This window comes from Halocynthiibacter sp. C4 (assembly GCF_028823805.1).
GTDB lineage: Bacteria > Pseudomonadota > Alphaproteobacteria > Rhodobacterales > Rhodobacteraceae > Falsihalocynthiibacter > Falsihalocynthiibacter halioticoli.
Genome location: NZ_JAPEIE010000001.1, coordinates 714,489 through 732,101, shown reverse-complemented (window position 1 = coordinate 732,101; position 17,613 = coordinate 714,489). Strand labels below are relative to the sequence as shown.

19 protein-coding genes are annotated in these 17,613 nt (G+C 52.5%); 7 read left to right on the top strand and 12 right to left on the bottom strand.

All coding sequences use genetic code 11. The annotated features are described in order from the left end of the window. Positions 1–18: 18 nt before the first annotated feature. Positions 19–1,335 (bottom strand): extracellular solute-binding protein, encoded by a 1,317-nt coding sequence (locus OU789_RS03605; protein WP_274653395.1) that lies wholly within the window; start codon positions 1,333–1,335, stop codon positions 19–21. Positions 1,336–1,521: 186 nt separating this feature from the next. Between OU789_RS03605 and OU789_RS03600 the strand changes: the two genes are divergently transcribed. From OU789_RS03600 to OU789_RS03585, 4 genes are read left to right on the top strand one after another with little or no spacing between them, the layout of a single operon-like run. After that, positions 1,522–2,541 carry a LacI family DNA-binding transcriptional regulator gene (locus tag OU789_RS03600; protein ID WP_263953812.1) on the top strand — a complete coding sequence of 340 codons (1,020 nt, stop codon included), beginning with the start codon at positions 1,522–1,524 and terminating at the stop codon, positions 2,539–2,541. A 22-nt stretch (positions 2,542–2,563) separates the two neighbouring features. Continuing rightward, a complete protein-coding gene (locus OU789_RS03595) occupies positions 2,564–3,619 on the top strand; it encodes a Gfo/Idh/MocA family protein (protein ID WP_274653392.1) in 1,056 nt (351 codons plus the stop codon). After that, on the top strand, positions 3,616–4,356 hold the full coding sequence (locus OU789_RS03590; RefSeq protein WP_274653391.1) for an SDR family NAD(P)-dependent oxidoreductase: 741 nt from the start codon (positions 3,616–3,618) through the stop codon (positions 4,354–4,356). Before OU789_RS03595 ends, OU789_RS03590 begins: the two co-directional genes overlap by 4 nt. Further along, a complete protein-coding gene (locus OU789_RS03585) occupies positions 4,356–5,276 on the top strand; it encodes an amidohydrolase family protein (protein WP_274653389.1) in 921 nt (306 codons plus the stop codon). The genes OU789_RS03590 and OU789_RS03585 overlap by 1 nt, the downstream gene beginning before the upstream one ends. A 19-nt stretch (positions 5,277–5,295) precedes the next feature. Here OU789_RS03585 and OU789_RS03580 read toward each other — a convergent pair whose 3' ends face one another. The 6 genes from OU789_RS03580 to OU789_RS03555 form a co-directional block, all read right to left on the bottom strand. Next, positions 5,296–6,459 (bottom strand): WD40/YVTN/BNR-like repeat-containing protein, encoded by a 1,164-nt coding sequence (locus OU789_RS03580; protein WP_274653387.1) that lies wholly within the window; start codon positions 6,457–6,459, stop codon positions 5,296–5,298. Between the two features lie 123 nt (positions 6,460–6,582). After that, positions 6,583–7,068: a bacterioferritin gene (gene bfr / locus OU789_RS03575; protein ID WP_274653385.1), complete on the bottom strand. Its 486-nt coding sequence runs from the start codon at positions 7,066–7,068 to the stop codon at positions 6,583–6,585. Continuing rightward, positions 7,043–7,249 (bottom strand): (2Fe-2S)-binding protein, encoded by a 207-nt coding sequence (locus tag OU789_RS03570; RefSeq protein WP_446719162.1) that lies wholly within the window; start codon positions 7,247–7,249, stop codon positions 7,043–7,045. Before OU789_RS03570 ends, bfr begins: the two co-directional genes overlap by 26 nt. A 252-nt stretch (positions 7,250–7,501) precedes the next feature. Continuing rightward, the gene (locus tag OU789_RS03565) at positions 7,502–8,203 is read right to left on the bottom strand and encodes a GGDEF domain-containing protein (RefSeq protein WP_274653381.1); all 702 of its coding nucleotides are present in this window, start codon (positions 8,201–8,203) and stop codon (positions 7,502–7,504) included. Positions 8,204–8,487: 284 nt separating this feature from the next. Further along, entirely contained in the window at positions 8,488–9,093 is a 606-nt protein-coding gene (locus OU789_RS03560; RefSeq protein WP_274653379.1) for a heme NO-binding domain-containing protein, read from the bottom strand. 106 nt (positions 9,094–9,199) lie between these two features. After that, a complete protein-coding gene (locus OU789_RS03555; protein WP_274653377.1) occupies positions 9,200–9,964 on the bottom strand; it encodes an HAD family hydrolase in 765 nt (254 codons plus the stop codon). A 124-nt stretch (positions 9,965–10,088) separates the two neighbouring features. On the opposite strand from OU789_RS03555, the gene OU789_RS03550 reads away from it, so the two are divergent. Both OU789_RS03550 and OU789_RS03545 read left to right on the top strand, forming a co-directional pair. Beyond that, the gene (locus OU789_RS03550; RefSeq protein WP_274653376.1) at positions 10,089–10,556 is read left to right on the top strand and encodes a MarR family winged helix-turn-helix transcriptional regulator; all 468 of its coding nucleotides are present in this window, start codon (positions 10,089–10,091) and stop codon (positions 10,554–10,556) included. 17 nt (positions 10,557–10,573) lie between these two features. Continuing rightward, positions 10,574–13,753 carry a reductive dehalogenase gene (locus OU789_RS03545; RefSeq protein ID WP_274653374.1) on the top strand — a complete coding sequence of 1,060 codons (3,180 nt, stop codon included), beginning with the start codon at positions 10,574–10,576 and terminating at the stop codon, positions 13,751–13,753. A 36-nt stretch (positions 13,754–13,789) separates the two neighbouring features. Here OU789_RS03545 and OU789_RS03540 read toward each other — a convergent pair whose 3' ends face one another. Further along, a complete protein-coding gene (locus tag OU789_RS03540) occupies positions 13,790–14,068 on the bottom strand; it encodes a DUF3572 domain-containing protein (RefSeq protein ID WP_263953824.1) in 279 nt (92 codons plus the stop codon). A gap of 94 nt (positions 14,069–14,162) precedes the next feature. Here OU789_RS03540 and OU789_RS03535 point away from each other — a divergent pair, with 94 nt between their 5' ends. Continuing rightward, the gene (locus tag OU789_RS03535) at positions 14,163–15,539 is read left to right on the top strand and encodes a diguanylate cyclase (RefSeq protein ID WP_274653372.1); all 1,377 of its coding nucleotides are present in this window, start codon (positions 14,163–14,165) and stop codon (positions 15,537–15,539) included. A 3-nt stretch (positions 15,540–15,542) separates the two neighbouring features. On the opposite strand, the gene OU789_RS03530 is transcribed toward OU789_RS03535, so the two are convergent. The 4 genes from OU789_RS03530 to OU789_RS03515 form a co-directional block, all read right to left on the bottom strand. Beyond that, a complete protein-coding gene (locus tag OU789_RS03530; protein WP_274653370.1) occupies positions 15,543–16,058 on the bottom strand; it encodes a periplasmic heavy metal sensor in 516 nt (171 codons plus the stop codon). Next, on the bottom strand, positions 16,055–16,423 hold the full coding sequence (locus OU789_RS03525) for a dihydroorotate dehydrogenase (RefSeq protein ID WP_274653368.1): 369 nt from the start codon (positions 16,421–16,423) through the stop codon (positions 16,055–16,057). Before OU789_RS03525 ends, OU789_RS03530 begins: the two co-directional genes overlap by 4 nt. Beyond that, entirely contained in the window at positions 16,416–17,000 is a 585-nt protein-coding gene (locus tag OU789_RS03520; protein ID WP_274654502.1) for an RNA polymerase sigma factor, read from the bottom strand. Before OU789_RS03520 ends, OU789_RS03525 begins: the two co-directional genes overlap by 8 nt. A 92-nt stretch (positions 17,001–17,092) precedes the next feature. Then, positions 17,093–17,596, bottom strand: coding sequence for an EF-hand domain-containing protein (locus OU789_RS03515; protein WP_274653366.1), 504 nt, complete (start codon positions 17,594–17,596; stop codon positions 17,093–17,095). Positions 17,597–17,613: the final 17 nt, after the last annotated feature.

Genomic DNA, 17,613 nt, shown 5'->3' with positions numbered 1-17,613 from the left:
TTTCGTGTGTTTACTTAATTATCCGCGGATCAGATCGATCTGTGCCTGAGCAGCGGTTGTTGCTTCGTCCAGCGCTTCCTGAGGCGTTTTCTGTCCCAGAACAGCCTGCTGGATCGCAGTGCCAAGAGCGGATTCAATCGCAGAAACCCCGATAAAGCGTGGCATCGGTGCAGCGCCCGCAAAGAGCGAACCCTCTTCATACGACTTAACCCAATTCGGCCATGCCTCTTTAAGCTCGGCATTGTCCCAAGCCGCTTTACCAGCAGGGATACGCGCGATTTCAGGCTGACCGCCCCAGATTTCAAGCTGATCGTCCTGTGACCAGAAATCGAGATACTCGACCGCGGCTTCCGGATTCTCCGAACGCGCTGAAACCATGAGCATTGCGGTGCCGTCCATAATTGCGTTGACCGGCTCAAAGCTGCCAGTTGGCGTATCTGGGCGCGGCATCGGAACGCCTGTCCAACGCACATCATCATTCACGCCCCAAGGTGTATTGAGCCAAGACAGACCAATCCACATTGCCGAACGACCCTGCCCAAACAGCTGCGCCGTATCGCGGAAGAAGGTTTCGGTGAGTGACGTGGACGCTGGGGTAGAACCATCAGCAATTACATCCACATAGAACTGAAGCGCGTCGACCACACCCGGATCGTTTAGAGTGACTTTTCCGCTCTCCTCATCAAAGATCCGACCACCGTTTGCATAGGCGAGACCTTCAAAGATGTTGATATCAACCGGAGCAGTTGTTGCAGGGAACGCCAATCCAGGGCGGTCTGGTTTGGTCATCGCTTTGGCATATTCGCGCAATTCGCTCCATGTTTCAGGTGGACGATCAAAGCCTGCTTCTTCCATCGCATCGAGGTTGATCGCAAGGAAGCTCGCCATGTCTACATATGTTGGAAGCGCATAAAGCTTACCATCATGCATGCCCGACTCGAATACCTCCGGAACGATACGCTCTTTCCATTCGGCGATCTTGTCACCCGCGATATCATCCAGCGGCTGAAGCATTCCAAAACCGGCAAACTCGGGAATATCCTGACCAAATGCGATGATCACATCCGCAAGGCGGTTCGTTTGGAAGCCCGCGAGGATTTTCTGGCGGCGAATCTGTCCATTGAAATAGGAGTAGTTCAAGCCGACATCTGGGTTCGCTGACGTAAATGCATCATTACGCAGAGCCCACTGCTCTACTTCTTGAGGCGTCCCGCCGAATTTCCACACCGAAATTTCGCCGGACGCTGCACGCGCTTGATTCAATGGCAACATCGAGACTGCGCCAGCAGCCGTAGTTGTTCCCAGGAATGAGCGACGACTAATTGAGTTCTTCATATATTCCTCCCTTTGACGCAATCTGCGCTTCTCCAACACAATGATGTTCGTATATCATTGCTTATTGACGGACGTTATTGGCAATGATACTCGTATGTCAATGGAAATTTTCTAAGCCTCTTGCGAAGCGTGAACACTGCTCCCAATGTACGCCTAAGCAAACAAGAAACACCGAAAGGCTCTCTAATGGCGGAAAACAAAAACAAAAAAGTGACGCTCAAGGATGTGTCAAAAGCGGCTGGGCTTTCGCTTATCACAGTCTCGCGCGCACTTCGTCAGCCAGAGACAGTTCACGAAAAAACACGCGAGAAAGTCCAGAAGACAATCGAAGAGATCGGATACATCCCGAATCTTACCGCGCGGTCATTGGTCTCACAGCGCTCTGACATGATCGGCGTTGTTGTCCCGATTCTTGCAAGCTCGCTATTTGCTGACTTTGCACAAGGTATCAGCCATATTTTGGAGCCCCGCAAACAACAGATGCTTTTGGCGGTCAGCGATTGGTCCCCGAAGAAAGAAGAAGAAGCCGTCCGAACTTTCATCGCGCGCCAAGCTGATGCGATCATTGTAACGGGTTTCTCTCATACAGATGCGACTCGAAAGCTTTTGGCGAACTTTTCCGGCCCTGTCGTCGAAGCCTGGAACCTCAACAAGCAAGTCACAGATAGTGTGGTTGGTTTTGATAACTATGCCGCTGCGGTCGACATGACTCGCTACCTGATAGATCGAGGGTACGAGGATATTGTCATGGTCGGCGGCCATTCCGAACACAACGATCAGGCCGCTGACCGAACGCGTGGCGTCATGGATACGCTTCGCGCCGCTGGACGGTCTGTTGATGAATCAACGGTTATCGAATTTGAAAACCCAGCGACCATCGATGCCGGCGTCAATCTCATGAAGAACTTGATGGCGCGCAAAAAGCGTCCTGATGCGCTCTTTTTCCTCGCAGAACTTCCCGCACAGGGCGCGATGCTTTGGTGCCAATCAAACGGCGTTTCCGTTCCTGACGAGGTCGCGATTGCAGGGTTTGGCGATCTTAGCATGTCCTCGCTCCTGCCGGTTCCATTAACGACTGTTCAAATTCGTGGCCGCGCAATCGGTCTTCAATCCGCTCAATTGGTTATCGACCGCCTTGATGGCGAAGTAACCGAACCGGCAATTCACGACATCGGCTATCGCCTTCAAATCAGGCAAAGCACATGAGCCAAAAGGAGAACGGCGCAGCATGGTAAAAGCAGCGATCATCGGTGCGGGGCATTTCGCATACCGTATGCATATCCCCGTCCTAGCAAAACGCAATGAGGTCGAGCTCGACAGCGTCTGCAGGCTTGGTCAAATGGAGCTTAACCTCATCAAGGATGAATTCGGCTTCAATTTCGCGACCGAAGACTGGCGCGAGATTCTTGATCGGGACATCGACATCGCCGTGATCTCCTCTCCGCACAACCTTCATTTTGAGCAAGCAAAAGCATTCCTTGAAAAAGGCTGTCATGTTCTCGTGGAGAAACCGATGTGCCTTGAACCGGAACACGCTTGGGAGCTTGTTGAAACAGCGCGAAAAGCAAATCGGGAACTGCTTGTTGCATATGGCTGGAACTACAAGCCCGGCCTTGACGAGATGCGTGATATGATTGCGCAAATCGGCGAGATCGAACATGTGGTTTGCCATATGGCCTCGTTCACACGCTCAATATTTGCAGGCGGCGAATTGGCCAAGTGGCGGCACATCGCAATTCAACCCGATCGCAGCACATGGGAATCACCGGATCAGGGCGGTGGCTATGCCTACGGCCAGCTCTCGCACGCGCTCGGGATATTATACTGGCTTACCGATCTGCGGTGTTCTTCGGTTCGTTCGATGCTATTTGATGCGCCTTCGACGATTGACTTGCATGATGCCGCAGCAGTTCGCTTTGATAACGGCGCCACGGGCGTCTTTTCAGGAAGCTGCGGCGTTCCGCACGGACACGGATTTGAGGTCGATATTAGGATCTATGGCAGCACCGGTTCGGTGTTGTTGGACATCGAAACCCAGCGGCTCGTGCTGAAACTTCCAGACGGTGAAACCAAAGTTGCCGAAGTTCCTGATGGCGCATGGACATACAGTTGCGAAGGACCCGCTGATCGGCTGGTCGATATAGCCCTTGGAAACGGCAAGAATGAAAGCCCCGGCGATGTTGGCGCCCGAGCCGTAGAAACACTGCACGCCATCATCCATTCCGGACAATCCAATGGCGCAGAATTCAAGATAAATCAAACACATAAGGTATCAGAGACATGACACAGTTTGCCAATCAAACCGCCATCGTGACAGGTGGCGCTCAGGGTATCGGATTTGCTGCAGCAGGCCGACTTGCCGAAGGTGGCGCTCAGGTGGCGATCTGGGACCGTGATACTGCTCTCGCGGAAGAAGCCGCGGCTAAAATTGGCGGCGGTGCATTTGCTTGCGAGGTCGATGTGTCTTCTTGGGAGAGCGTCGAAGCCGCCATGACCAAAACGCTTGAGAAAACAGGCCGCGCAGACATTCTCGTGAACTCCGCTGGAGTTGCCGGCTCTAACGGCCCTTTGGCGGATTACCCCGTGGATGAGTTCCGCGCGATCACAGAAATCAACCTCCTTGGAACATTTCATGTAAACCGCGCTGTTGTGCCAACCATGAAAGCGCAATCTTACGGCCGCATTGTCAACATCGCCTCCGTCGCCGGCAAAGAGGGCAATCCGAACGCAAGCGCCTATTCTGCATCCAAAGCGGGCGTTATCGGCCTTACCAAATCACTTGGCAAAGAACTGGCCGACATAGACATTGCGGTGAACTGCGTCACGCCAGCCGCAGCTCGCACTCGGATTTTCGATCAAATGAAGCAAGAACACATCGACTATATGCTTTCTAAGATTCCTCGCGGGCGCTTTCTTGAACTGAACGAAGCCGCGGCAATGATTGCTTGGCTCTGCTCACCGGAAAACAGCTTCACCACGGCATCGGTCTTTGATCTCTCCGGCGGTCGGGCAACCTATTAATGCCCTACCAAGGTACAAGCTTCCTTGATGGTATCGAGCTTGTCGACGCGCATCACCACTTCTGGGAGCTGGACCGGTTCCCATACAAGTGGCTTGCCCCAAATTCAGGCCCAGGCCGTTTTGGAAGCAAAGCGACCTTGCAGCGTGACTACCTCCCTGAAACCTACCTCGCGGAATTTGGTGACTTGCCGCTTTCCGCGAGCGTTCATGTTCAGGCAAATTGTGGTGCCGACGACCCGGTTGATGAAACCGCATGGATTCAACATCTGTCTGATACGACGGGTTGGCCAACGGCAATCGTTGCGGAAGTCGATCCACTCGATGCAACAGCTCAGAACCAAATTGTTCGACATGCTGCCCACACCGCGCTCCGCGGCATTCGCGCGTCCGTCACGTGGGACAAAGCGCGACGCTGGCGGAATGCAATACGCCCCGACGTTATGAGCGCACCCGAGTTTCGTCAAACTCTCACCACCCTTGAAGACCGCAACCTCTGCTTAGAGATTGTAATTGTGCCGGAACAGTTTTCCGAACTCATCGATCTCGCGCAAGCGCACCCAGATTTAAAGATTGTCGTAAACCATTTCGGAACTCTCGAGCCAGAGCAACCAGACAACGCAGCAACTTGGCGCGCGGGTATCACAAGACTGCGCGACATTTCAAACGTCTACTGCAAGCTCTCGGGGCTTTGGACTGTCGCACTCGATTGGTCGCCAGAAGTACTAACGCCATTTGTCGATCATCTCGTCTCAACCATTGGCGCCGATCGCGTCATGTATGGTTCAAACCTCCCTGTGGAAGCCGTGAACTGTTCGCTGAAGAAACAGTTCACCCAACTTGCTGAAATCCTTAGGAATAGGCGCCAAGCCGAGATCGAACTGATTTTCTCTGGCACTGCGCGAAAGGTTTATCGACTTTAGTTGGCAGAACTTAAAGCCACTATTCAGCGCGATCCAGTGTTTCGACTGAAAGGATTGTCGGCAAATGTCGTGCGATCTCCTGCCATGTTTCGCCTTCGTCAAAGCTCGCGAAGACCGAACCTGAATTTGTTCCGAAATAAACGCCTACAGAGGAGCGCGTATCCGTCGCCATCGCCTGCCGTAGCACAGTGAAATAACAGGCCTCTTGCGGTAGCCCGTCTCGCATATCCTGCCAACTTTCTCCACCATCGCGAGATCGCCATATCGCAGCCGAAGCATCCGGCGGAAAACGCCCTTGGCTGTCACCATTCAATGGCATCACCCAGATTGTTTTTGCGTCCGCTGGGTGTACAGCGATTGGAAAGCCAAAGGTCGAGGGCAATCCTTCAGTTATATTGTCCCAACTGCGCCCACCATCAGACGAGCGCCAGACTCCGTGATGATTTTGCTGATAAAGAAGATCATCTTTGCCGCTGGCCCGCACCATATTATGCACGCAATGGCCCGTTTCGCCGTTTTGTGGCGCCGCCGGATGATCATGACCGTCACAGCCTTCAGCATTTGATAAGCGATTTCGACGGTCCCAAGTTTTGCCGCCGTCTTCTGTTGCAAACACACCCGCCGCCGAAATGCCGACCCAGGCTTTCTTGGAGTTGTCAGGGTCTGGCACAATCGTGTGCAATACAAGTCCGGCGGCGCCCGGGTTCCAGCTCTTTGAAGAAGGATGATTGGTTAGCGCTTCAACTTTGGTCCACGTTTCACCATTGTCGGCACTTTCAAGCAGGTCTGCGGGTTTGGTTCCCGCCAACAGCCGCCCGTGTTCATAATTGAGCGACCAAATCTGTGAAATCTCGTCAGTGAATGGAAGCGGCGTATCGGTCCAACCGATCATTTCTGCGAAGTCTGCATCCTCTGCGGCCCATTGATCGATTAACCCTTTTGACAGACGCGTTACGCTCCAATTCGCTCCGCCATCATCGGACCGCCAAACGCCAGCCCCATTCCATTCTCCGCCACCGCCAGCCCAGAGCGCACCAGTTTTTGCATCACCTATTACGTGGTTGATCGGCCAGCCATCGCAGAAAGGACCGCTGACCTTCCAGTCTTTTCGATCTTCGCCACCTGAGAGCAAAAACACGCCTTTTGTCGTGCCAAGCAATATATTCGTACCCGTTAAGATCATCACATCCACCTCGCTATGCTTGATCTAGCATAGCACGCAGTGCTCGATTTTAACATTTTTGCCGCGTGTTTGCCGCGTTCAATCGCCAAAAGATGGCTGAGTGCTCACATGACTAGGGCTTTTCTATTCAGCTTCATCCATCTTGGTTGCATTCAACTGGGCATACTTTTCGGCTCCCATACGATCGTGCAAATCAAGTTGAGTTTCGAGAAAATCAATATGTCCTTCTTCATCTGCAAGAAGCTCTTCAAAAAGCTTCATGGAAACGAAATCGCCCTCTTCCTGACAGCAAATACGCGCTTCTTTGTACAGATCACGAGCGCTCACTTCGGCGGCGAGGTCACATTCCAGCGTTTCGCGCGGAGTTTCACCGATTTTCAGTGGGTCAAGCTTTTGCAAGTTCGGATGGCCGCCGAGGAAGATGATGCGCTCGATCAATTTGTCAGCATGTTCCATTTCTTCAATGGATTCTTCGCGGCTCTTCTTTGCCATATGCGCCAAACCCCAGTCTTCCTGAAGCCGATAGTGCAGCCAATACTGACTCACTGCCGTTAATTCGTGACGCAGTGATTTGTTGAGATAATCAATAACCTTCTGATTTTCTTTCATAACGTTCCTCCGAAATAAGAGTTGTCCGCAAATTGCTCAGTTCAAATGGTACTTCGAGGTTAGCACTACTGCGCATCGTGTCTAGGAAAAGGGGCATGCAACCTCCGCAATCAGCAGTTTTTCCCAATGCGCGATAGATTTTTCCGGGGCTAATGATTGCCTTGGAATCTGCAGCCCGCATCCAATCAATGGCCGAATGAATATCGTGGTCTGTGATTTTCATACATTGGCAAACAATCATCGCAAACTCTCGCCTCGAACCTAAATTTCAGTTCTGCGGTCGGAAACGAAGCCGCAGCGCGCGCATCTCTGACTTCTTTTGTCAGAAATGTCAATTACAACTCCTCGGTTCACGTCGCTTCAGAGCAAATGTTCGCCAAAGGCTCTAATAGTGCATAGCTCTCAAGCTTCCGAAATGATCATTCAATGAAGTTTAAACTCTGCTAGTTTCCGCACTAAAAAGAGTATGGCACGCTCTTCCTTTAGCTTTTGATGCATAGAGAGCAGCATCAGCATCTCTTAGCATCTCGCGAATAGTTGGAGCGCGATAAAGGTCTGTAAGGGTCGATCCAAGACTGCATGAGATGTTGCAACTATTCCCCTCAAATACAATTGGCTCCTGAATTCTGCGGATCAATCGCGCGGCAAGTTCATTCAAACGGTCGCGGTTGACCAACCCCTTGAACAATAGAATGAACTCGTCTCCTCCGACCCGCGCTAATATGTCATCCGCACGCGTTTCTTCCCTCAGGATGTCAGCAACGCGGATTAAAACGTGGTCGCCAGCAGCGTGACCAAAGCTGTCATTCACCTTTTTGAAGTAGTCCAGATCCATATTAGCAAGCGCAAAAGGCACTCTGTTTTCAATGAAGTAAGACAGATGCAACTCCAACGATCGCCGGTTATTTAGCCCAGTTAAACCGTCTGTTGCGGCCTGCTCTTCCGCCGCCTCTTTCTCGGTCTGTAGTCTCTCGTTCAACGCAAAAACTTCCGCCATCGCCAGCCCCTTGGCTTCAACAAGGTAAAGCATTTCGATAGCGAGATCGGTTGGGGAGAAATCGCCGCTCGTGAGATCATAAGTCCGAACTGCATCTATAACGGAGATGCCGAACGATAAGTTCACAAGCATACCCATTCCATCGGCCGCAGGAACGACCAAACCGGTGAACTGCGTCGAGCTATCTTTCCGGCAACGAAAGTGCAGCTTCAGCCCGACAAGCTCTCGCAAGTTTTGGGTGCAACACACGGATTTCGGCCTCGACACCTCGAGTACTTCAAAGAATTTGGCCCCGATGACCTCGCGCGGGAATAGTTTAAGAAATGTATCCCCGGCGCTTTGAATGTGACCGCTCTCGGAAACGTAAACATACAAAGGCATCAATGTGTTCCATTGCTCGAATGCCAATTCAATTTTACTCATCATGCCTGACCAATTTTCTCAGACAGCTTAAATGCCCGCCCTTCGGCAAACTCGACATCCAAAAGCTTAATTGAAATACAATGGAAGCGTCCGTTTACGCCCGCGTAATCAAGAAGCACCAAAGCTCCGTAATCGTCTGCCATCGCTCGGAGCATTCCAACCAGAACGAATGAACACCCGCGTGAAAACCGTTCATCGGGATGGTAACACCCCAGCCGAAACTCCCGGGCATTCAGCTCGTCTAACTCCAACTGCGGAAGGTCCAGCGTATCCACCGCGAGCTTCGCGCGACCATGTAGATCATCCAGCGAATGCAAGAACTCCGTGAATGTCTCCCCGCCAAAACGCAGAAGGCGGCGTAGTGCAGCCACGCTTGGATGAGAAACGAGATATGTCCCCAAATCTTCGCAAAGATCGTCCACTGGCCGCCCTGTAGATTTCGAAAGCGCTCCCAGCAGTGAAAAAACAGTTTCGTCGGGGTAAAGAAGCATGGTCTCGAAATTAGAGACCTTCAACCCGGCACGCTGGATCACGCGCTCCCAAACCTGAACGCCGTAAATATCGTACACGAAGCATTGTATGGACCGGTTAAACAATCCGTGCATGGCTTACCCCTTAGCTGCCCATTCATGGCTAGGGAAAAAGCATTAATAATTGCCGAACTTTGTCAGAATGACTAAAATTGAGGAGATATTGAGCTCGCGCTCTTCTTTAGACAGGCGCCTGACGTGCTTCGGATCCGTTCGATTTATGTGCAGACTTCAATGGTAGCTCGACTGGCATTTGAGCCTCAATCCACGCTGGTAGGTGGCCAACATGCGGCAGCACAGCATCTGCGAATTGCTCCAGTTCTGACGCTTTGGCCATGCCTGTTAAAACCGCAACTGTTTTCATTCCCGCGGAGCGTCCGGCCAACAAGTCGTGGCGAGAATCTCCGACCATCACGATTTGGTCTGGTTTTAACGACGTATGAGAAGCAAATGCCTTGCACATACCTGGAGCCGGCTTGGCACCAAATCCCGAGTCAAAGCCAGCAATAAAGTCAAAAACATCTTCGATACCGGTTGACCGAAGATGTGCACGCGCAGGGGCTTCGGCATCGTTCGTAGCAACGCCAAGAGCCAATCCGCGCGCAGAAAGTCCCCGCAGAAGTGGGCGTAAGGGGCAAGCTTCGATCATAGTTGCTCGGGCGGCGGCTTGGTTGGCATAGCTAATAAATCCTTCTCGCCCTTGCCCTGGTAAATGGGGCAATAATGCCTCCGCGATATCAGCTGGCGTCCCTGCCACAACAAGGGAGTCGCGCTCGAACTTACATGTGTCCGCGTTAAAGCCGACCGCTTTTGCCAAAGCTCGCCTCTTGGCTGCGTCGCCGCCGGAAAGGTCCGTCAGAAACCCAAGCGTCCAGCGCTGCCACGTCGCCTTGAAGTCAAAAAGCGTGCCGTCCTTGTCAAAAAGGACACCCAAAATTTCGGCCATATCTCCTCCCAGAGAACTCCGATGAGATCGCGCAGTAGTTTCAAGCCTTTTTGTAACAGTTTCAACCGTGACATGCAGAAACTTTAAATTTGACACCGCGCAACTTAATTGACAATGTCAACTAATGACGCAAATAGTCCCCTACTCTCTCCACAATTCCCTCGGGTATCAGGTTAGTCGAACTGCGCGCCTTCTTGAGCGTGGTTTCGAAACCGAGTTGCGCCGGATCGGACTGACGCGGCTTTCTTGGTGTACTTTACTCGCCGTCGAAAACGAGGGCCTACGCCACCCTTCAGATATCGCGGAATTTATCGGGATTGATAGAACGGCAACTTCGCGCGCGCTCAAAGGAATGGAGGAAGCGGGCCTTATTTCAAGGGAAAAGGAGCCGAAAACAAACGGCGGCGACGGCCGCTCGAAATTGATTAGCGTAACGGTTAAAGGCAAAGACCTTCTCCGTATCGGAACTGAAGCCGCTCGCGCGAACGCTGATAAGTTCGAAGCCAAGCTCTCTGAATCCCAACTTGAAGAATTTCTCGCTCTACTCCTTTGCCTTCAGCAGGATGAAGGCAGCGAGCTATCGCACATCTGAACGCTTAAGGAACGACCATGGGCAAACTTTTCTCCTACGCTAAACGGCCGTTTTCGCTCGGTGGATTTCCGCTTGAAAAGCTTTCGCGCGCCGAAACGTTTGACGGGAAGGCCCTTTTTCCACAGATGGGTTTGCGATTTGAGACTGACGACAACCTTTCGATTATTCGCGCTATGCGGGAATATCAGGCCATGCTGGACGCCACACGTGAGGGCATGGTCAAAAAAGAGATCGCAGAGATTCCGACCGACCCCAAAGAACGCGCGGATCATTTAAAATCCTTCGGGTACTTTTGCGATGCTTCCATGGTTGCAACTTGTGCAGTTCCAAAATCCGCATGGCTTAACGAAGCAACCGAGAACCCTGATGTGGCGCGCCTTGCGGAAAAAATCGAAACGATGCAGCCCAAAAGCATGGCCGCCGGTGTTGATGTCATTATGGCTGGCCTAAAGGAGTCGATGCGGCTTCCTCCGAGTGGTTGCGAGCACCATACCCATGCAATTGTGTTTCTCTACGATCTTCCACGCCCTGCACGCCCCAACGAGGCGGGTACCGATTGGATTATCGGAGCCGAAACCCACCGTTCATGTTTGCGCGCGGCCGAGACAGCCGTGACGCTGGCAAGCTACATCCGCAGCCTCGGATATGACGCCCGCGCCCATAGCGAAGCAGCGAGCAACGTCCATTTGCGGCATCTGGCGGGTGTCTCTGGCCTTATTGACGCATCGGGCCGCAATCCGTTTGTCGGCGAAAACTACGCCCTTGCAGTGGTTACAACCACCCTCGAACTCGACGCAGACAAACCATTAGCCGAAGGCGCGACGCCGCCAAGCAGCTACACGACCGGCTTTGGGCGCCACGCACAAAGCGCATCCCGCCGAGACCCCTATGCCAAACGCGATTATGCGCTTGGCCCCCATCCCTTTGAAACGCTCAAACGGGTAGATGATCCGACCACATATATTGATGCGGAAAACGTCGCACGCGTTCCCAAACGCGCAAGTCTTTTTGTTCGCGCGCTATTTGGCGACATGGGTAAAAAAGTTCAGGACGCCGCGAAAAACGGCAACTACGTGCGCAAATCTGCGTCTGCGTTTGCGTTCCGGCCATCGCTCGGAGCATTTCTGCTTCTTCAAGATGGCGATGCGGCGGAAAGCGTACATGAAACAGCGCAAGACGCAGAAAATAACGCACAAAACATAAAAGCTGCACTCTATTTCCTAGGCGTCGATGCTGTCGGGCTCTCTGCTTGTCCAGATTATGCGTACTACAGCCATGACACCGCCGGAAATCCGATCAGTCCCTACCACGAAAACGCGATCTCCATGATCGTTGACCAAGGGCACGAGACAATGGAGGGCGCAACTGGCGACGATTGGATCGCCTGTGCCCAAAGTATGCGCGCCTATCTTCGTTTCTCACTTCTTGGTGGTGTAATCGCACAGCACATCCGCAACCTTGGTTATACCGCGCGCGTGCATTCGGTCATGGATGACGAGGTGCTGCACCCACCTCTTCTTCTGCTCTCTGGTCTTGGCGAGGTAAGCCGCATTGGTGAAGTTATTCTCAACCCGTTTCTTGGGCCGCGTCTTAAATCAGGTATCGTAACCACCAACATGCCAATGACGCACGACAAACCTATTGACTTCGGCCTCCAGAAATTTTGCGACCGATGCAATAAATGCGCGCGTGAATGCCCCTCTGGCGCAATCACCGCTGGCCCGAAGGCGATGTTCAATGGCTATGAAATCTGGAAAAGCGACAGCCAAAAATGCACCACATATCGTATTACCAACGAAGCCGGGGCCATGTGTGGGCGCTGCATGAAAACCTGCCCTTGGAACCTTGAGGGGCTGTTTTCCGAAGCGCCATTCCGCTGGGCCGCGATGAATTTTCCATCGAGCGCCAAAGCTTTAGCCAAGATTGATGACGCGCTTGGAAACGGCGAAGTTGTCCAAGGCAAGAAATGGTGGTGGGATCTTGAGATGCGCGATGATGGCGCTTACCGCCCTCCGCTGAAACCTCCGAGCGATCGGCCCCTACAGAAGTCTCTAGACCTAAAATTCGAAGATCAAACTTTGGCGGTTTACCCCGCATCGCTCGCGCCGCCGCCATATGCTTGGCCTTTCCATATGGATAGAGAGGCTGGCATCAAGGCATATAAAGCCATGATATCGGCGCAAGAACATAAGGCCCGCCGCGCCAAAGGAATTCCAACAGAACACATCTACTCTCCCTCGGACGAGGACTCGCCAGTGATGCAGCTCGTCATCTCTAAAGCCGAGCAGATGAGCCACTTGGTCACGAAGTATGAATTTACGGCCCCCGATGACGCGCTGCTCCCAGAGGCAACGGCGGGCGCACATATCGACGTTGTTGTAGCCCCAGAGTTCTTCCGCCAGTACTCGCTATCCGGTGACCCTGCAGACCGTTCCAAATACCAGATCGCTGTCCTCCGAGAAGATGAAGGACGTGGTGGCTCTAAGCTCATGCATAGGATTTTCAACGAAGGCCGTCGTGTCTTTATCTCAAAACCAATTAACCACTTTCCATTGGTCGAAGATGCTTCCATGTCGTATCTGATGGGTGGCGGTATTGGCATCACGCCGATGATTGCAATGGCACATCGATTGCATGCCCTTAACAAAGAGTTTTCAGTACATTACAGCTGCTCAAACCGACAGGACGCAGGCTTTTTGAACGAACTCGCCCATGTACCGTGGAAGGATCGTGTCAACTTTCATATCTCCGAAGAAGGCACGCGCGCAGATTTGGGGAAACTTCTCAAATACCAACCCGAGGCGCACGTTTATACTTGTGGCCCTGACACATACATGGACGCTGTGCTCGAAGCTGCAAAAGTTAACGGTTTCCCTGAAAATGCGCGCCATCTTGAGTATTTCGCGGTTCCGGATGCGCCAGATTACGTTAACCATCCGTTTACGCTCAAACTAAAGGACGGCACGCAGGTTAACGTTTCGTCCGAAGAAAGCGCGGCTGACGCGCTGATCGCACGCGGGTATCAAATCGACCTGAAATGCTCTGATGGCCTCTGTGGGGTCTGTAAATGCGGCTACTTAAGCGGCGAGGTTGAGCATCGTGATTATGTGCTCTCCGAAGCTGAAAAAGAGAACACTTTGATCCTTTGTCAATCCCGCGCCAAAAATAAGTCTGGGGAGATTATCCTCGACATGTGAGTTATGACTGCTGGTCCGTAACCCATTGATAACTAATCAAGTCCAAGAAACATCCTGACCGCCCGGAAGCGCGATGCGTGTTTGCTTGAGCGTTTCAAATGGCCACCCCATCGCGGCGCAAAGGTCCATGACCCATTTGTCGTCCAACATCACGAAATCCAGCACCGACCCAAGATACTCTGGGTCCTCTGCACCAGCACGCACATCTTTGGCGCTCGCGCCCGTTGAACCAAGGAATACATCCCAAAGTTCCTCGTTACCGGCAAGCCACCCTAATGCTTGAATTGCCCGCACCTGCGCAGTTTCTGGATTCATCGACTTTTACACTCTTTGGAAAGGAAATTTTAACTAATCTAACCAAATATGAAACGCAACGGTAGTAAATTGAGTCAAATTCGCGGGGAATGACATGGCTGGCCGAATACTGATTGCGGACAACGTCGCCACCAATCGCATTGTGCTCAAAGCTAACCTCGCGAGCGCATTTTACGATGTGAGCCAATCCGCGGACGGTGCGCAGACCATTCGCATTGCCATTAAAGAATCTCCTGACCTGATTATTCTAAGCTCTGAATTACCCGACAAATGTGGCATCACCGTTTGTGAGGCCCTGCGCCGGCACCCAGAAACCCGTGAAATCCCCATAATTATAGTCTCCTCCAGTAGCGATCCCAATACTAGATTACGAGCTCTAAAAGCCGGTGCGGATGAGTTTATTAGCAAGCCGATACACGAAGAAATTCTGCTCGCCAAAATTCGCAGTATTCTGCGCGCTCGCGGGGCCATAGAGGAATTACGAGAGAACGCTCCAAGCTTTACAGACACGGGCTTTGCCGAGGCTTCGAGCGGCTTTGCAACCCAAGGGCAAATCGCAATTGTTTCTGCTGACTCCGCAAGCACAGAAACAATCCAGCAAAGCCTTGCAAACCAAATCAGAGATCGCGTTGAAACACTTTCGCCAGATGCAGCACTAAAAGGCTTCCGCAATAAAACGTCGCCAGATGTAATCCTTCTGGCCGCCAATAGTACTTCGGCGTCCGAAATGCTCAGGCTTTTGTCAGAGCTCAAAAGTAGACAGGATACACGCTATACCCCGATTGTGATGCTGCTCGAAAACCCGAATGGAGCGGATGCCATCTCTGCTCTTGATCTCGGCGCACATGACATTGTTGGCTCAAATGTTAACGCTGAAGAACTTGCGCTTCGGCTCCGCACGCAGCTCAAACGGAAACGTCAGGCCGACAAGCTCAGAGAAAACGTACAGGACGGGCTCCGCATGGCGGTCATCGATCCGTTAACGGGCCTTTACAACCGTCGCTATGCGTTGCCGCATCTGAAACATATCGCCAATCGCGCCAAGGGAAGCCAACGAGACTACGCTGTGATGATGCTTGATCTGGACCGCTTCAAACAGGTGAACGACACCTACGGTCATGCCGCAGGAGACGCGGTCATCCGCGAGGTCGCCGAGCGCATACGTGCAAGTCTGCGTAGCGTAGATCTGGTTGCACGTTATGGGGGCGAGGAATTCTTGATTGCGATGCCGGAAACATCACTAGAGCAAGCCAGAATTGCCGCAGAGCGTGTCAGGCGAATAGTCGAAGCCACGCCTATTTCCATACCTGGAACCAATCACCAGATTACGGCGACTCTAAGCATCGGTGTCGCCATCGCGGACAGCGCAACACAAACTCCTGATGACCTTCTTAAACGTGCGGATTCAGCGCTTTATGTCGCAAAGTCCGACGGCCGCAATCAGGTTTCGGTCAGCGAGCACACGCATTAATATTTATTTTTTATCGTCGCGAGGTGGCTTCTTGCCATTCGATCGGTTTCGTTTGAACTGCGCTTCAAGGCGGTCTGCGTAGGCGATACGTTCCTCCACGCTCATCTTTGAAATCTCCTCAATCAGCGCCGCCTCGCCTTGCGTTCTACGAAGCTCTCCGAGTTCGCTCATCTTGTCGAAATAGTTTGCCAGACGTTCCGGATCGAATTCTTCCGCGCGAATGGACTCTATCAACCCAATTAACAAAACGCGTGCTTCACGCCGATCTTCACGGCTTCGTTTCGTAATTCGGCCGCTCAAGTTTTCCTTCAGGGCCTGCTTGTTTTGCTCATCCATCGCGCGGCTGAATGGCCCGATATCGACCTCACCTTGTGGTGGGCGCATATGCCCTTTGCCGCCCGTTACAGCACCACCGACAAGCACACCAATAAAGAGACAGTTCACCACCAAAGACCCGATCAACAGATACTTTTGCAAGCTGCTGGATTTTGTGTTTTTAGTATCAGGTGCATCGCTCATAGCTGCCCCTCCAATAACGTGTAGTCATAATTCGGGAGATACTCCGCATAGCTGACCGCGTCCTCCGACCAGACGAAGCTTGCCAAGCCGTCCAAAGATTCAGGCGGAGATACACCGATCCAAACACCGACAATCGTTGCCGTTGCCAGCCCTGCCACAGACCGCCAACCACCGATCGCACCGATCAAAGCTTCCCAAATAGGTTTCGGCTTAGGAGAAGGGGCCTGCGGTGCGAACGCGTCCTGAATATCTTCAGCATCATGAAGTACGCGCGCCATGAAATCAGCCGACGGTTCGTTCACAGCCTGTTTCTCGGCGGCGAAAAAATCATCAAGATCAATCGGTTTTTCAGGTGTCTTAGGCATCGGTGTATCCTAACTCGTCGCGGCGCCTTGACAATAGCTTGGCAAGCGCCCTTTTTCCCCGCGCCGTCAAACTCTCGACAGCTTCGGTACTGATTTCCAATACGTCTGCGATTTCAGGGTTTGAAAGCCCTTCGAAGTGTCGCAGAACAATCGCCGCGCGCTGGCGCTCGGGAAGTGTTTCCATTGCCAGCTGAAGCGCCTTCGCCCGATCCTCTGCCTGCATGACCTCATCGGCAGACTTGGCATCACTCAGCGGCTCAGCGATTTCGTCTAACCCAACGCCTCGGCGCTTGCGAAGCCTGTCGGTACAGAGGTTGCGCGTGACCTGATAGAGCCAAGTACTGACTTTAGCCTCCCCTCGCCTCCATTCCGGAGCAATTTTCCATAGCCGCAACATAGCTTCTTGAGCCACGTCTTCGGCTTCGGCCCGATCAGAAAGCAATCTCTGCGCAAAGGCAAAAGCCTTGGGTGCAAATAATTCAGTCAGCGCCCGCGCCGCGGCTCTGTCGCCGTTGGCATAGAGCACCAACAGTTCTTCTTCCGGAACCTCAGATAGGGTTTCGCGCGCGTTTGACATAGAGTCCGGCGTATCCGTTTTGATTAATTCTGGCAACGCACCTCTTCCCAAGCCGGCACCTTGGACCTGGGAAGAGGCAGAAACTGTTTACTTTACTCGGATCCGCGCTCGCCTTTTGGTCCGCGTTTACCCTTCTTCTTGCCCATATGCTTATGGCCAGCCTTAAGTTCTTCCATGCTCAGAAGGCCGTCTCCATCAGTATCGAGCTTTTCAAACATGTCGTCACCCATGGAGCGGGCTTGCATTTCTTCTTCGCTCACTAGGCCATCACCATCTTTGTCGAGCGCCTTAATCATCCGCTCGCTGCGGTTCTCTTTACGCTCTGCACGTTTCTTATCGGCCTGTGCCGCCATTTCTTCGCTGGAGATTTTTCCATCGCCATCGGTATCCATCGCTTTGAAGCGCGCAGCTTGATGGGCCGCAATCTCTTCCTGAGAGATCATTCCGTCGCCATTGGTATCGATCTCTTCGATGTTAAAACGAGCGCCGCCGCGTTTGTCGCCTTTCTCGCCATCTGTCTGGGAAATCGCGGCACCCGCGCTTGCAACCAACAAGAGGCCTGCGGAAAGTCCTGCGATCAATGTCATATGTTTCATTTGTCCATCCTTTTTGA

Coding starts and splice junctions, on each gene's coding strand:
- OU789_RS03605 (WP_274653395.1), bottom strand. CDS start 1,335: ATGAAGAACTCAATTAGTCGTCGCTCATTCCTGGGAACAACTACGGCT.
- OU789_RS03600 (WP_263953812.1), top strand. CDS start 1,522: ATGGCGGAAAACAAAAACAAAAAAGTGACGCTCAAGGATGTGTCAAAA.
- OU789_RS03595 (WP_274653392.1), top strand. CDS start 2,564: ATGGTAAAAGCAGCGATCATCGGTGCGGGGCATTTCGCATACCGTATG.
- OU789_RS03590 (WP_274653391.1), top strand. CDS start 3,616: ATGACACAGTTTGCCAATCAAACCGCCATCGTGACAGGTGGCGCTCAG.
- OU789_RS03585 (WP_274653389.1), top strand. CDS start 4,356: ATGCCCTACCAAGGTACAAGCTTCCTTGATGGTATCGAGCTTGTCGAC.
- OU789_RS03580 (WP_274653387.1), bottom strand. CDS start 6,459: ATGATCTTAACGGGTACGAATATATTGCTTGGCACGACAAAAGGCGTG.
- bfr (WP_274653385.1), bottom strand. CDS start 7,068: ATGAAAGAAAATCAGAAGGTTATTGATTATCTCAACAAATCACTGCGT.
- OU789_RS03570 (WP_446719162.1), bottom strand. CDS start 7,249: ATGCGGGCTGCAGATTCCAAGGCAATCATTAGCCCCGGAAAAATCTAT.
- OU789_RS03565 (WP_274653381.1), bottom strand. CDS start 8,203: ATGGGTATGCTTGTGAACTTATCGTTCGGCATCTCCGTTATAGATGCA.
- OU789_RS03560 (WP_274653379.1), bottom strand. CDS start 9,093: ATGCACGGATTGTTTAACCGGTCCATACAATGCTTCGTGTACGATATT.
- OU789_RS03555 (WP_274653377.1), bottom strand. CDS start 9,964: ATGGCCGAAATTTTGGGTGTCCTTTTTGACAAGGACGGCACGCTTTTT.
- OU789_RS03550 (WP_274653376.1), top strand. CDS start 10,089: ATGACGCAAATAGTCCCCTACTCTCTCCACAATTCCCTCGGGTATCAG.
- OU789_RS03545 (WP_274653374.1), top strand. CDS start 10,574: ATGGGCAAACTTTTCTCCTACGCTAAACGGCCGTTTTCGCTCGGTGGA.
- OU789_RS03540 (WP_263953824.1), bottom strand. CDS start 14,068: ATGAATCCAGAAACTGCGCAGGTGCGGGCAATTCAAGCATTAGGGTGG.
- OU789_RS03535 (WP_274653372.1), top strand. CDS start 14,163: ATGGCTGGCCGAATACTGATTGCGGACAACGTCGCCACCAATCGCATT.
- OU789_RS03530 (WP_274653370.1), bottom strand. CDS start 16,058: ATGAGCGATGCACCTGATACTAAAAACACAAAATCCAGCAGCTTGCAA.
- OU789_RS03525 (WP_274653368.1), bottom strand. CDS start 16,423: ATGCCTAAGACACCTGAAAAACCGATTGATCTTGATGATTTTTTCGCC.
- OU789_RS03520 (WP_274654502.1), bottom strand. CDS start 17,000: ATGTCAAACGCGCGCGAAACCCTATCTGAGGTTCCGGAAGAAGAACTG.
- OU789_RS03515 (WP_274653366.1), bottom strand. CDS start 17,596: ATGAAACATATGACATTGATCGCAGGACTTTCCGCAGGCCTCTTGTTG.